Here is a 15001-nt window from a genome sequence, read left to right as displayed (position 1 = left end):
GGCTATGTATGCGTGAAACGCCCTGATTTTGGCCAAAATCAGGGCGTTTCAACTGCATTCAGTTTTACCGTATCAGTTCACGAACATGACGCCCTTTTCTTTCGCCATCTGGTTGATTTTTTGCAGGTTGACGCCAATCGTTTCGGCGAGTCTCCCCAGCTGTTCGTCCACCTGTTTCGACAGTTGCTGCCGCACGTCTTCCCCCTGTTTGGTGGGTGGATAGTCGCCCTGAGCCTGTTCCGACATCAGGTGGGCCAGGCGGTTATTGAGCTTGATGCCGTAATTGAGGGGGTCCTGAACGCTGCTGTTTTTGGTTTGATGGATGGTATTTTCGAGCGTTTTTAACTCATCCTCAAACTTTTTGATGGCGTCGTTGACGTCTTTATTTTTAGGGTCTGCACCCATCTTCTTTTTCAGGTAACTCAGGTCCTCGTTGATTTTCCGGATGTTGAGTATGCCCTCATTGGCCTGTGTTACCTTATCCCGCACTTTCATCAGAAAATCGAACTGGGCCTGAAAATCGGCCGGGGTGGTAGTCAGGCGGGGGTCTTTCAGAATTTCGAAGTCCTGCGTTTGCGCCTGTCCGTTTACCGTCAGTCGAACCTTATAGTTGCCCGGAACGGCCTTGGGGCCCAGATTGGGGGAGCCGTAAAAGACCATGCCCGGAAATGTTTTATAGCCGGGGTAGCGCATATCCCACACAAACCGGTCACCACCGGCTTTGACGGTCAATTGATTGGCCTTCTCCTTCGCTTTGTTACTGAACGAACGAATGGTGTCGCCATCGCTCTCCAGAATATCGAGTCTAACGTCCGATTTATCATCTATGTTTTTGATGAAATAATGAATCAGCACGCCGTTCGGGTGGTTTTCGCCTTCCAGCGCGGCCTCCCGTTTGTTGCTCCCCGCCATGCGGTAAGACGGCATAGGCTTATACAGAACAGCGTCCTTTGAGGCTACATCTTTACTTACCTGGTGCAGAGGAGTAAGGTCGTCAATCAGCCAGAAACTTCGTCCGTGGGTAGCGGCAATCAGGTTATCATTTTTCACCGCCAGGTCGTGAATGGGTACCGGGGGCAGGTTAAGCTGTAATTTCGACCAGCGTTCCCCATCATCAAATGATACCCAAACCCCCTTTTCCGTGCCGGCATACAGCAGCCCTTTCCGCTTCGGGTCCGCCCGCACAACCCGCACAAACTCATCGGCGGGAATGCCTTTTGTCACTACGGTCCAGGTTTTTCCGTAATCCAGCGTCTTGTAGATATAGGGCGTGTAATCGCCAAATTTGTAGGCCGTAGCGGCAATGTAAGCGCCCCCCTTCACGAACGGATTCACCTCCACCGCATTAATCATGTTGACCTTAGGCGACATGGGCGGGGTGACATTTTTCCAGTTCTTCCCCCCGTCGGTGGTCAGGTTTACCAGCCCATCGTCGGAGCCGGTCCAGATTTCGCCTTCGGTGTAGGGCGATTCGGCAGCGGCAAAAATGTTGGCGTAGTATTCGGCTCCGGTGTTGTCCTGCGTAATCAGTCCGCCCGATGACTTGATGGTTTCGGGGTCGGCCCGAGTCAGGTCGGGGCTGATCACGTCCCAGCTTTCGCCCCCGTTATAGCTGACGTGCAGATGGTTGGAACCGGCGTAAAGCTTCTCTGGATTATGGGGACTAAAAAAGACGGGGTAGTTCCAGTTGAACCGGTACTTCATCACGTCGGCACCCGACCCGGCCGGCAGGTCGGGATACACATTAGTCGAGCGTTCCTGCCCCGTAGCCAGGTCCTGCATGGTCATATACCCCTTGTAATCACCACCATACACTATTTCCGGATGCAGCGGGTCCGGGGCCAGATGAGCACTTTCACCAATGGCCAGGGCGGTCCAGTCTTTTTCGGTAACGGCGCTCCCCGTGGTACGGTGCGGAATCCGAATGCTAGTGTTGTCCTGCTGGGCACCGTAGATGCGGTAGGGAAAACTGTTATCGGTAGCGACCCGGTAGAACTGCGCCGTTGGCTGGTTGTGGTAGGTGGTCCAGTTATTACCGCCATCGTTGGACACCTGCCCGCCCCCGTCATCGCCAATAATCATGCGCTGGTTATTATCGGGGTCAATCCAGAGGTCGTGGTGGTCGCCGTGGGGGGCGTTTTTCAGCTCAAAGGTTTTACCCCCGTCTTTGGATACGCCGTAGCTTACGTTCATCACGTACACCAGGTCTTCGTTTTGGGAGTCGGCATAAATGCGGCAGTAATACCAGGCGCGTTGCAGCAGGGCGCGGTCCTGATTGATCCGGCTCCACGTTTTACCCGCATCCTCCGACCGATACACACCCGGTGCTTCGGAGTTTTCGATGATGGCCCACACCCGGCTGGAGTTTTTGGGCGACAGCGTAACGCCGATAATACCGTTGGTTCCTTTGGGCATCCCCGGCTTGTCGGAGAGGTTTTCCCAAGTATCACCACCGTCCGTACTTTTCCAGAGTTTGGAGTCGGGCCCACCGCTGTCCATCCGGTAGCCATTTCGCTTTATGTTCCAGGTGCTGGCGTACATGATGCGCGGATTGTTGGGGTCCAGAATCAGGTCGGCGGCTGCGGCCTGGTCGTTGATGTAGAGAACCTTCTTCCAGGTCTGCCCGCCATCCGTACTGCGGAAGATGCCCCGCATGGCGTTGGGCTTCCATAGGTTACCCATAGCCGCTACGTAGACCAGATCGGGATTTTTGGGGTGGACCCGAATGCGGGCGATGTGTTTGGAATCCTCCAGACCGATACTCTTCCAGGTCACTCCGGCATCCGTCGATTTCCAAACGCCATTGCCGGATGCTACGTTGCTTCGTACCGTTTGCTCGCCCTGTCCCACATAAATCACGTTGGGGTCACTTTCTGCCACGGCAACGGCCCCGATGGTACCGCCAAAGTAGTTGTCCGTGATGTTGCCCCAGGTTTGCCCGGCATCGGTCGTGCGCCAGACCCCGCCCCCTACGCTGCCAAAATAATAGAGATTGGGTTTACCGGTTACACCCGTTACGGTACAGGAACGCCCACCCCGAAAGGGGCCCAGCTCCCGCCATTTAATGCCCTCGTACAGCACAGGGTCAAACGTCAGCGATGCACTGGCTTTGGGCTGTTGGGCCAGGGCCACCTGGGTAAACAGAAAACCGGCGGTGATGAAAAAGAGGAGTTGTTTAAGCATAAGAACGGTTAGTTGATAAATTAATGGGAGAACGGGTTGCCTTGACTCCGTCGGCTTATTGATTTGACGTAAATAACCGCCGGATTGCGACCACCCCCAACCCCCTCCTAAAACAGGAGGGGACTTGAAAAAGGGAACCCTTCAGCGTAGCCCCCTCCTGTTTTAGGAGGGGGTTGGGGGTGGTCAGTATGGGCGAAAAAGCGATTGTTGGTTCGGCGGTTATTTTGTTCAACTCAATCAGCCGACGGTATGAGATTGAGCTTGTGAATTTCCCCAAAAATAATCAGGATGACCTTATCTGACGACTTTTTGTACCGTATTACCCGATTATCGGTGGATTTGGGTGGATTTTATCAGAGAAAAGGCAAACCCATTAAATTTTCGCTGTTAGCCAATCAACTTCCCTGCTCACGCGTTTATACCCCAACTTACTTCCTTACCATTTTACCTATGAAAACGACTATTGCGCTAATTGGTAGCCTGCTCCTGGTATCGGTAACACTGGTATCAGCCCAGCATCGGTTTGGTCTTTCCATTACGGCTGCGCCAACCTATTCCTACGCGAACGCGACGCAGCCATCATACGTCGCGTCTACTATGAACGGTTCTGCGGTGTTGGAATCAGTTATCCTTTCTACTAAAACCCAGGCATGGGGTTATGTAGTGGGCGGGATGATTCATTACCAACTCACGCCAAACTGGTCGGTGTCAACGGGCTTGTGGTACAATTATTCACGCACTACTTCCCTTTCCATTTCTACGTCCGACCCTATTCTTACACTAACCCAACTTCCGGCCCGAACTAGTAGTCATGGCTTAAAAATCCCTCTTTTCATCAATTATCGGCTAACCAGCAACCGACTATCGCCCTATTTCTCCGTAGGTGGTTTAGCCAGTTTTCGTCAACGCACACGGGTAGAATACGAACCAGGTTCCGGTCAGAGCGATTTCGAGTTTCTTTCGGGCAAAGCAGTCACGTATCGGCCTGTTTTGGGAGCCGGTATCGCGTACCGGCTCAATCCACATTTATCACTCATTGCCCAGCCTTTGCTTATCTGGAATGTCAAACCGAATGGTAATTATACTCATTACACCTCGTATCAGGTGAACGGGCAAACACAGCTGGTCTATTCGTTCTGACGGCTACCGTTGGCTGAATGACATGCACTAAATAGTTGCTGTTTTACCACCCCCAACCCCCTCCTTGAAGAAAGGAGGGGGCTATGCAACGGGGCGCCCTTTGTGAAGCCCCCTCCTGTTTTAGGAGGGGGTTGGGGGTGGTCAAGGTGAAATGGCTTAGTTCATGTCAATTAGCCAATACCCCCCAGGCAAAAAAAACGGCTGAACAGCTTCGCTCCGTAGAAAGAAGCTGTTTACTCACACCTCCACCGGCGACCGGCGGTACTCGGTGGGGGTTTTCCGGGTGTGCTGTTTGAAGAAGGTGGTGAAATAGGCGGGGGAGTTGAAGCCGGTTTCTACGGCAATATCAGCCATGGATTTACTGGTTTCGCGAAGCAGGAACTTAGCCCGTTTCAGCCGGATGTCGGACAGGTAGTCCATCACGTTCATGTTCAGCAACGCCTGTACTTTGCGGTACAGCTGCACGCGGGAAAGGCCCATGTCGCGGCTCAGTTTCTCCACGCCAAAGGCCGGATCGGTCAGATTTTGCTCCACCAGCGCGGCCAGTTCGTTGATGAATTTCTTGTCTTCCCGGTTGCCGGTCTGGGCGGAGAAGTCGGCGGCAAAACGCTGCTGCAGTTTCTGCCGGTTCGCCAGCGTGGTGCGGATGGATTCCAGCAGGTAAGCGGTGTTGAACGGCTTGGTCAGGTACAGGTCGGCCCCCGCCCGCATGCCCTCAATACGGCTTTCCATCTGCCCTTTGGCTGTGAGCAGGATAACCGGAATGTGCGACGTGCGCCAGTCGGTTTTGATGCGCTGCGTGAGTTGAAACCCGTCCATCGCTACGTCGGCCGAATGCGGCATCATTACATCGCTGATAATCAGGTCGGGGATAATTTCCAAGGCCCGCTCCCACCCGGCCATTCCGGTGCATTCGGCCACCACGTCGAATTCCTTCCCCAGCCGGGCCGTCAGAAACGCCCGCAACTCGTCGTTATCTTCCACCACCAGCAACGTAGCCGCCTGTCTGTCAGGTAATAGCGCAACCGGTTGCGGGCTTTCCGTCTCTCCCTCGGTATCGTCTACCAGCGATTGATACAGGGCTGTTTTCTGGCTGATGGTGCCGTCTAGTTCATCGGCATCCAGGTGGGCGTTCCCCAGGGGCAGCAACACGGTAAACGTGGTTCCGGCATCCTGGCGGGACTGTACGCTGATATCGCCCTGGTGCAGTTGGATAAACTCCATCGATAGGGCCAGCCCCAGCCCTTTGGAGAGATTGAACGTTTTGGTGCCGCTGAAAAACAGGTCGAAGGCGTGGGCCTGTTCATCGGGGGTCATCCCGTCGCCGTTATCGGCCACCTGAACCCGCACCCGGCCCTCCATGGTATCCAGCCGCACGTGAATCAGGCCCCCTTTGGGCGTGTATTTGAAGGCATTAGCCAGCAGGTTCACAATCACTTTGTCCAGCTTCTCCCCGTCGAACCAGACCGGCAGCCGGGGGCTGGACGGAATAAACTGCAGGTCGATGCGCTGCTTCTGAGCTTTGCGTTTGAAGTCCTGCACAATATCGTCAATAAAGGCTACCAGGTCCTGCTCGGCTGCGTGCAGTCGTTGCTTGCCCGCGTCCGTCTTGCGTAAATCCAGCATCTGATCAATCAGACGCAGCAGGCGGTACGCGTTTTTCTGCACCAGCGACAGGTTACTCTTTAACTCATGCGGAGGCACCGTTTTCTGACTCAGCATGTCTTCCGTTGGGGTCAGAATCAGGCTCAGGGGCGTGTTGAATTCGTGGGAGATGTAGGAGTAAAACCGGAGCTTTTCTTCCGTCGCCAGTCGCGCCTGGGCCGACACGCGTTCGATTTCGTCTTTCTGCGCCCGTATTGCCCCGTTCTGTTTTTCGAGCAGCTCATACGCCGTCCGTTTCGACCGGAACAGGTACAGCGCGTAGCCCCCCAGCACAATAGCCATCAGCAACAGCGTAACGATGAGGTAAAGCGTGTTTTTCTGCGACGCGTAGGTGCGGTTCAGTTCGTCGATGCGCTGAATCTGCTTCTCGATATCCTGTTGCTGCTCCATCACTTTGTCGTTCTGCAACTGCGTAATGCGCACGTTCGTAGAGTCGATGAGGGTAGTAGGCAGGCGATTCTCGCGTTTGAAGGGTTGTTTTTTCAGGATGGCCACCGCCGTTCGGATGGCCTCCTTGCCCCCCGTCGGGTACAGCACGGTGGCGTTCAGGATGCCCCGGTCTACCAGACCGATGCCTTCATTTTTACCGGGCAATCCATCCACACCGATAATTTTTACCCGGTTTTGCAGCCCCAGTTTCTGGCAAACAGCGTAGGCTTTCAGGGCGGTGCGGTCATTCTGGGCGAAGATAAGGTCGATGGTGGGCGTGGTGGTTAACAGCCGCGTCAGCTTACCGGCGAAGGACTGTTTATCCCAGTCGCCTTCCAGCTTGGTCACCAGCCGAAGGGCGGGGTGCCGGTTGATGGCCTCCACGAAACCCCGGTGCCGGTCGATATCGGCCGATGACCCCGGCGATTCGCCAATCTCCACCACGTTCCCGCTGCCCTTCAGCAACGCGCTGGCGTAGGTACCCGCCGTCCGACCCACCTCTACATTATCGGCCCCCACGTAGGCGGTGTACTGGTCGGACGCGGTGCGCCGGTCCAGAATAACTACCGGGATGCCCTGCTGGTAGGCTTTTTCGACGATGGGCGTAATGGGCAGGGCCGCGTTGGGCGATACAATCAGCAGGTCGACACGCTGGTCGATCAGCTCCTGGATCTGGGCTACCTGCCGACTGGTTTGCCCCTGCGCGTCTTTGATGATAAAATCAATTTCGGGCGTGAACGACAACTCCCGACTCATATTCTCCTGCATCGTTTTGCGCCAAGTATCCGCTCGGGTACGCTGCGAAAAGCCGATGCGGAGCGATTTAGTGTCGGAAGAGTCCGACTGGCAGGCTACCGTACTTATCCAGACGACCAGCAGCAGTAACCGGGCGATGGTTACCCGGTTAGGTCGGTGCTGGCCAGAATAGAAGCCCGCCCGCCTGTTGAGCCGGTTACCTGAATAATGCATGGAGAAAGAAGCCGTTTTTGGTATTGTCCAAAGATAATCTATGCGTATTTGACTACAAAACAATTCGGTGCGGGCGGTTATAATCGGTCAGTAATCTGCCTCTCATGTAAAGGCATTAGGGAAGTCTCCCTAACTTGCCACCCTGTAACCTAATCTACTCCCCTTTTTATGCAACAAAAAATTCGTCGTGAGGATGCCCTTGCCTACCATGCCAACGGCCGTCCCGGCAAACTTGAAGTTATCCCAACCAAAGAATACAGTACGCAGGCCGACCTCTCGCTGGCGTATTCGCCGGGCGTGGCCGAACCTTGTCTGGCCATCGCCGAAAACAAGGAAGACGTTTACAAATATACGGCCAAGGGCAATCTGGTGGCCGTTATCAGCAACGGAACCGCCGTGCTGGGCCTGGGCGATATTGGCCCCGAAGCCAGCAAACCCGTCATGGAGGGCAAAGGACTACTCTTTAAAATCTACGCCGACATCGACGTATTCGACATTGAGCTCGACACCAAAGACGTGGACGAGTTCGTCAGGATGGTCAAAATCCTGGAACCGACCTTCGGCGGGGTCAACCTGGAAGACATCAAAGCCCCGGAGTGCTTCGAGATCGAGGAACGGCTCAAGGCCGAACTCAACATTCCCATCATGCACGACGACCAGCATGGCACGGCCATTATTTCGGCGGCTGCGCTGCTGAACGCGCTGGAACTGGTGGGCAAGACGATTCAGGAGGTAAAGATCCTGATCAACGGCGCGGGCGCTTCGGCCATTTCCTGCACCAAGCTGTACGTGTCCCTCGGGGCCAGCGTGGAAAACGTGGTGATGTGCGACAGCAAGGGCGTGATCCGGTCCGACCGCACCGACCTCGATGAGCGGAAAGCGCTCTTTGCCACCAGCCGCGACATACGCACGCTGGAAGAAGCCTTCGTGGGGGCCGACGTGTTTGTGGGCCTGTCCAAAGGCAACACCGTGAGTCAGGACATGGTGCGTTCCATGGCCGACAATCCGATTGTGTTTGCGATGGCGAACCCCACGCCCGAAATCAGCTACGAAGACGCCATTGCCGCCCGGCCCGACATCATCATGGCAACCGGCCGCTCCGACTACCCCAACCAGGTAAACAACGTACTGGGTTTCCCCTACATTTTCCGGGGGGCGCTGGACGTTCGGGCCACGGAAATCAACGAAGCCATGAAACTGGCCGCCGTTCACGCCCTGGCCGACATGGCCAAGAAGCCCGTTCCCGACCTGGTGAACATGGCCTACGGAACCGACAACCTGCTGTTTGGCCGGCATTACATCATTCCCAAACCCGTTGACCCGCGCCTGCTCGAAACAGTAGCCCCGGCGGTGGCGAAAGCCGCCATGGACTCGGGCGTGGCTAAGCACCCCATCACCGACTGGGAGGCCTACGAAAGCCAACTGGCCCGACGACTGGGGCAGGATACCCGGATTTCCAGGGTTATCAACAACAAGGCCCGCACCAACCCGAAGCGGGTGGTCTTTGCCGACGCCGAAAATCTGAAAGTACTCAAAGCGGCTCAGCAGGTGCGGGATTCGGGCATTGCCCACCCCATTCTGCTGGGCGAAGTGGCCATGATTCAGGCCATGATCACGCAGAACAGCCTCGACCTGGCCGACGTACCCATCATCGACCCACGGGCGCACGAGCAGCAGGCTACGGTGGAGCAGTTCGGGGATTTATTCTATAAAAAGCGGTACCGCAAGGGCATCAGTGCCGCCGAAGCCCGGAAGCGGATGCTATCGCGCAACTACTACGGGGCCATGATGGTGGAGACCGGGCAGGCCGACGCGCTAATTTCGGGGTTGACGCAGAGCTACCCGGATACCATTCGCCCGGCGCTGCAGGTGATTGGCAAGGAGCCGGGCGTGCAGAAAGTGGCGGGTATGTACATCCTGCTCACCAACCGCGGGCCGCTGTTTTTCTCGGATACCACCGTAAACGTGAATCCTACGGCGCAGGATATTGTGGAGATTACCGAGCTGACGGCGCGGGCGGTGGAGCGGTTCAATATCAAGCCCCGTATTGCGCTGGTGACCTACTCCAACTTCGGCAGTGCCAAAGGCGACGACGCCGACAAGATGCAGGAAGCAACCGACATCCTGCAGCGCAAACACCCCGATATGGTGGTGGACGGGTCTATGCAGGCCCACCTGGCGTTCAACACCGACCTGCTGCGGCAGAATTACCCCCTCAGCAAACTGGTAGACGAAGGGGCCAACACCCTGATTTTCCCCAACCTCTCGGCGGCCAACATCGCCTACAACCTGATGCGGGAAGCGGCTGGCCCCCGCTCGGTTGGTTTCGACGCCATCGGCCCCATTCTGCTGGGCATGTGCAAACCCGTCTACGTCCTCCAGCTCGGCTCCTCCGAACGCGAAATCGTCAACATGGTCGCCATCGCCGTGGTGGAAGCGCAGGGGGTGAGCTAGCTTGCAAAAGTTTCCAACAATAAACTGCAAGTCAGGCAATTAGCTAAAATTACCTGACTTGCATGAGTGCTTAAAAACACAGAAATGGTTCAGCTGGGAAGCGAAAACCTGCGTATATTTGACAATTGGGTTTCACCTTAAAAGCGAAAGGGTAATGTACTATTCGCGGGTACAATTCTGTTAATTTACGCTTAGTCTATTCAACGCTTGACATTCGTTCACCAAAAGAAATTGTAGGGTATGGAGACGACTGATAAAAAAGTGAAGGAGTTTGACACGGTCAAAACGTTCAGAGAAATTAAGGAAAAAATCTCAAAGGATATTCAGGGAATGACCTTTGAACAGTTGAACGCGTATCTGGACAAAACTAAATTGACACCAAAAACCCCCTGATGCAAAAACCTCACCCATTATACGGTTTAGTAGTACATTGGGTTGATGGATAAGTCGTCTGTAATCTCGGAAACTATATGTCGTTTTTTGAAAAAACAGGTTAATGAGGTGATGTGATTATGCGTTTCAAATACCCAATTCTTAAAAATCCACTTGTGACTATAATTTGAATGAGCAGGGAAAACCAAATAGAAAAGGACTTAATTAGGCAACTAGCAGACCTTAAGTATATCTATCGACCTGAAATTGTTGACCGGAAAACGCTTGAGCAAAACTTCAAAACTAAGTTTGAGGCACTTAATCGTGTTCGCCTTTCAGATAACGAATTTTTACGTTTACGGGAAGAAATTATTAATCCTGACGTTTTTGCCGCGTCGAAACTGCTGCGTGAACGGAACTACTTTCAACGGGAAGACGGAACACCACTGCATTACACGTTGGTGAATAATAAAGACTGGTGCAAAAATGATTTTGAAGTTATTAGTCAGTTACGCATAAATACCGAGAATAGCCATCAACGCTATGATATCATTCTGTTGATTAACGGTTTGCCTATCGTGCAAATTGAATTGAAAAATGTAGGCATCACGGCTCGTAAGGCCATGGAGCAAATCATTGATTATAAAAATGAACCCGGCAATGGCTATAGCAATTCGCTACTTTGCTATATGCAGTTGTTTATAGTGAGCAACAGAACAAACACGTACTATTTTGCCAACAACAAAAATCAGCATTTTGCTTTTAATGCCGATGAACAGTTTTTGCCTATTTATCAATTGGCCGATGAGAACAACAAAAAAATCACGCGCCTTGATTTATTCACTGATAAATTTCTGACCAAGTGTACCCTTGGCGAAATGATTAGCAAGTACATGGTGCTGGTGGAAAGCGAGCAGAGATTGCTTGTGATGCGGCCGTACCAGATTTATGCGGTAAAAGCCATTGTAGATTGTATTCAGCAAAATCGAGGTAACGGCTATATCTGGCACACGACAGGAAGCGGCAAAACGCTGACTTCATTTAAAGCATCTACCCTGCTGAAAGACAATCCCGATATTGAAAAATGCCTGTTTGTGGTTGACCGTAAAGACCTGGACCGACAAACCCGCGAGGAATTCAATAAATTTCAGGAAGGCAGTGTAGAAGAAAATACCAATACCGAGACGTTGGTAAGGCGCTTGTTATCAACCGACTATGCCGACAAGGTTATCGTTACCACCATCCAAAAATTGGGACTAGCACTAGACGGAACGAACACAAGAAAATATAAAGAACGCCTGGAGCCGTTGAGCAATAAGCGAATGGTTTTTATCTTTGATGAGTGCCACCGTTCGCAGTTTGGCGATAATCAGAAAGCCATCAGGGAGTTTTTTCCGAATGCTCAACTATTTGGTTTTACCGGTACACCTATTTTTACCGAAAATGCAACCTACGTAAAACGAAATGGTGAAGAGGCAACCCTGTTAGAGACAAAAGATATTTTTCAGCAGGAATTACACGCCTACACCATTACCGATGCCATAGACGATAAGAACGTCTTGCGTTTTCACATCGACTATTTTAAAGGGAAAGGTACTCAAAGCACCAAACCGGGCGAAGCTATTGCGCAACAGGCAGTAGTAGAAGCTATTCTGGATAAGCACAATGCTGCTACCAACTCAAGGCGATTTAATGCATTACTGGCAACGGGGTCTATCAATAATGCCATCGACTATTATCAGCTATTGAAAAGCAGTCAACAGAAAAAGAAAAAAGCAGACGAAAGTTATGTTCCGTTAAATATAGCTTGTGTATTCTCTCCACCGGCGCAACTCATTGCAAAAGACGGTGATCAGCAAAGCCAAAAAAATGCTGCGGACATAAAACAGTTACAGGAAGATTTAATTCAGGAGAAAGAAGATAACAAACAAAATCCTAAAGAGAAGAAAGAAGCCCTGAAAACCATTATTGCCGACTACAATCAGCAGTTTGGTGCCAATCATTCGATTAACGAGTTTGATTTGTATTACCAGGATGTGCAACGGCGCATTAAGGACCAGAAATACAGCAACAAAGATTATCCACACAAAAATAAAATTGACATTACCATCGTGGTAGATATGCTGCTGACGGGGTTTGATTCCAAATACCTGAATACGCTGTATGTGGACAAGAATCTGAAGTACCACGGACTGATACAGGCGTTTTCCCGCACCAACCGGGTATTGAACGACACCAAACCGTACGGCAACATTCTGGATTTTCGGTCGCAACAGGAAGCCGTGAATCAGGCTATTACGCTCTTCTCCGGCAAAGACAACGGGCGAGCTAAAGAAATCTGGCTGGTTGACCCTGCTCCTGTGGTGATTGAAAAATACCAGCAAGCCGTAGCTGCATTGGGCGCGTTTATGGAGCAACATAACTTGGTGAACGAGCCGCAGGAGGTGTACAACCTGAAAGGGGATGCGGCCCGGATTTCCTTCGTGAAAAACTTTAAGGAAGTACAACGGCTCAAAACCCAACTGGACCAATACACCGACTTAGACGAAGTACAGCAGGCTAAAATAGAAACCATCCTGCCGAAGGAAACCTTGCAGGAGTTTAGAAGCTCGTATATAGAAACGGCTAAACAACTGAGGGATATCCAGCAAAAGGATGGTGACCAGGCACCGCCCGACATCCAGCAACTGGATTTTGAGTTTGTGCTCTTTGCGTCGGCCGTGATTGATTACGACTACATCATGACCCTGATTGCCGACAGCACGCAGCAGAAACCCGCCCGGCAGAAGATGACCAAGGAGCAGGTAATTAGCTTGCTGAGTGCCAATGCTAACCTGATGGACGAGCAGGAAGATTTGACGGGCTATATCAACGCGCTGGACTGGAACAGCGGTCAGGATGTGGGTACGTTACGCCAGGGGTACGAAACGTTTGTGGTTGAGAAAAACGAAAAGGAACTGGCTGCCATTGCCCACAACCACGGGTTGAAAACGGCAGACCTGAAAACCTTTGTGGATACGATTATGAGCCGAATGATTTTTGACGGCGAAAAACTCACCGACCTGCTGGAGCCGCTGGAACTTGGCTGGAAACAACGCCGGGTAAAAGAACTGGCCCTTATGGAAGAACTGGTGCCCCAACTAAAGAAAATTGCCCAGGGGCGTGACATTTCAGGATTAGCAGCTTATGAGTAAAGGCAATCAATTAGTTTCCATAAATACGCAGGAATATACCGACATCTTACAGCAGGCACTTGTTGAAATTCGCTCGGCTCGTGTTTCTATTGCTAAACAAGTAAACAGTGCCGCTAATGCTGTCTATTGGAATTTGGGCAAACTACTAGTTGAAAAACAACTGGAAGAGGGCTATGGCAGTGGTGTGATAAACCAGTTGTCCATCGACCTGAAAAACGAGTTTCCGGATATGGGTCTGTCTCCGCGTAATTTGTGGGATATAAAGCGTTTCTATGCCCGTTATTATCAGGCAGACACAAAACTGCGACAAGCTGTCGCAGTTTTGCCCTGGGGGCATAATCTACTCCTGCTTAATAAAGTAAAGGAAGATGTTCCAGTTGAGTACTACGCCAACGAAACCCTGACAAAAGGCTGGTCAAGAGATTTGCTGCTCAATGCCATAAAGATGGATAGCTATGCGTACGCACAGAAAAGCAGTAGATCGCATAATTTCGATATAACACTGCCGTTCGTTCATGCCGATTATGTTGACGAGGTATTTAAAAGCACCTATAATCTGGGATTTTTGGGTGTTACCGAACCCCTCAGCGAGTTGGCACTGGAAAACAGACTCATCGCCAAAATCAGAGCCTTTATACTGGAATTGGGCAAAGGGTTTAGTTTCATCGGCAACCAATACCGGCTGGAATACAACGGCAAGGAATACTTTGTCGATATGCTGTTCTTCCACCGGGGCCTTCGCTCGCTGGTGGCCATCGAACTAAAAATTGGCAGCTTTAAAGCCGAATACGTCGGGAAAATGAATCTGTATCTCTCCCTGCTCGACCGTCTGGAGAAGAGTACTACCGAAAACCCATCCATTGGTATCATTCTCTGCGCCGATAAAGACCACCTCGACGTAGAAATAGCTCTGCAAGACATCAATAAACCCATCGGCGTAGCAGAATATCAGCTTCTGCTCCCCAAAGCAGCCCTACAAACGCTGATCCTGAACGAATTAAATGCCACTCAACAAAACAATGGATAACGAAACGAATAAATTAGTACCCGAATTACGTTTTCCTGAATTTGTGGAGGATGGTGGATGGGAAAATGGAATGCTTAACAATGAAAATGTTGCAAAGTTTATTAATGAGAAAGTAACTCTTCAAAATCTAAAGAATAGGACTTACATAAGCACCGAAAATATACTTCCAGATTTTGGCGGAGTTATATTATCGGCAAAACTTCCATCATCAGGCTCCTTTACAAAATTCGCTGAGGGTGATATATTAGTTTCAAATATTCGTCCCTATTTACGAAAAATATGGTTTTCAAATACAAACGGGACTGCATCAAATGACGTTATTATTATCAGAGCAGGCAGAAAAATTGATAAAGTATTTTTATCATATCATTTGAAAAATGACAATTTCATTAACTATGTAATGAAAGGGGCCGAAAGGTGCATTTCAAAACTACCTGCCTTAAGTTGACTTAGTCGTTGTCAACTAAATTTAGGCGGTCTCTGACCAATTGCCAGCGGCCACTCTTAGCCGCTACCCGTAAGTTGAGCATCGCTTGCGCCCCATCATCACTCCACCGCTGACCGCTGC

At 51.4% G+C, this 15001-nt stretch carries 8 protein-coding genes; 6 read left to right on the top strand and 2 right to left on the bottom strand.

Translation table 11 applies throughout. From position 1 onward, the window contains the following. Positions 1 to 72 precede the first annotated feature (72 nt). Positions 73 to 3183: a VPS10 domain-containing protein gene (locus tag B157_RS0130025; RefSeq protein ID WP_020607006.1), complete on the bottom strand. Its 3111-nt coding sequence runs from the start codon at positions 3181 to 3183 to the stop codon at positions 73 to 75. A 450-nt stretch (positions 3184 to 3633) separates the two neighbouring features. On the opposite strand from B157_RS0130025, the gene B157_RS0130015 reads away from it, so the two are divergent. Then, a complete protein-coding gene (locus B157_RS0130015; RefSeq protein ID WP_169521807.1) occupies positions 3634 to 4323 on the top strand; it encodes an outer membrane beta-barrel protein in 690 nt (229 codons plus the stop codon). Positions 4324 to 4560: 237 nt separating this feature from the next. On the opposite strand, the gene B157_RS0130010 is transcribed toward B157_RS0130015, so the two are convergent. Then, positions 4561 to 7386, bottom strand: coding sequence for a substrate-binding domain-containing protein (locus B157_RS0130010; RefSeq protein WP_020607003.1), 2826 nt, complete (start codon positions 7384 to 7386; stop codon positions 4561 to 4563). 168 nt (positions 7387 to 7554) lie between these two features. On the opposite strand from B157_RS0130010, the gene B157_RS0130005 reads away from it, so the two are divergent. The 5 genes from B157_RS0130005 (at position 7555) to B157_RS36260 (ending at position 14881) form a co-directional block, all read left to right on the top strand. Continuing rightward, a complete protein-coding gene (locus B157_RS0130005) occupies positions 7555 to 9840 on the top strand; it encodes an NADP-dependent malic enzyme (RefSeq protein WP_020607002.1) in 2286 nt (761 codons plus the stop codon). Positions 9841 to 10080: 240 nt separating this feature from the next. Then, a complete protein-coding gene (locus B157_RS39170) occupies positions 10081 to 10233 on the top strand; it encodes a hypothetical protein (RefSeq protein WP_020607001.1) in 153 nt (50 codons plus the stop codon). A 170-nt stretch (positions 10234 to 10403) separates the two neighbouring features. Continuing rightward, entirely contained in the window at positions 10404 to 13406 is a 3003-nt protein-coding gene (locus tag B157_RS0129995; protein ID WP_020607000.1) for a type I restriction endonuclease subunit R, read from the top strand. Next, positions 13399 to 14433 (top strand): PDDEXK nuclease domain-containing protein, encoded by a 1035-nt coding sequence (locus tag B157_RS0129990; protein ID WP_020606999.1) that lies wholly within the window; start codon positions 13399 to 13401, stop codon positions 14431 to 14433. Before B157_RS0129995 ends, B157_RS0129990 begins: the two co-directional genes overlap by 8 nt. After that, the gene (locus tag B157_RS36260) at positions 14426 to 14881 is read left to right on the top strand and encodes a restriction endonuclease subunit S domain-containing protein (protein WP_020606998.1); all 456 of its coding nucleotides are present in this window, start codon (positions 14426 to 14428) and stop codon (positions 14879 to 14881) included. Before B157_RS0129990 ends, B157_RS36260 begins: the two co-directional genes overlap by 8 nt. The last annotated feature ends 120 nt before the right edge of the window (positions 14882 to 15001 follow it).

Source organism: Spirosoma spitsbergense DSM 19989 (assembly GCF_000374085.1).
GTDB classification, from domain to species: domain Bacteria; phylum Bacteroidota; class Bacteroidia; order Cytophagales; family Spirosomataceae; genus Spirosoma; species Spirosoma spitsbergense.
The sequence above is the reverse complement of the archived record's forward strand: the minus strand, read 5'-3'. Positions and strand labels throughout refer to the sequence as shown.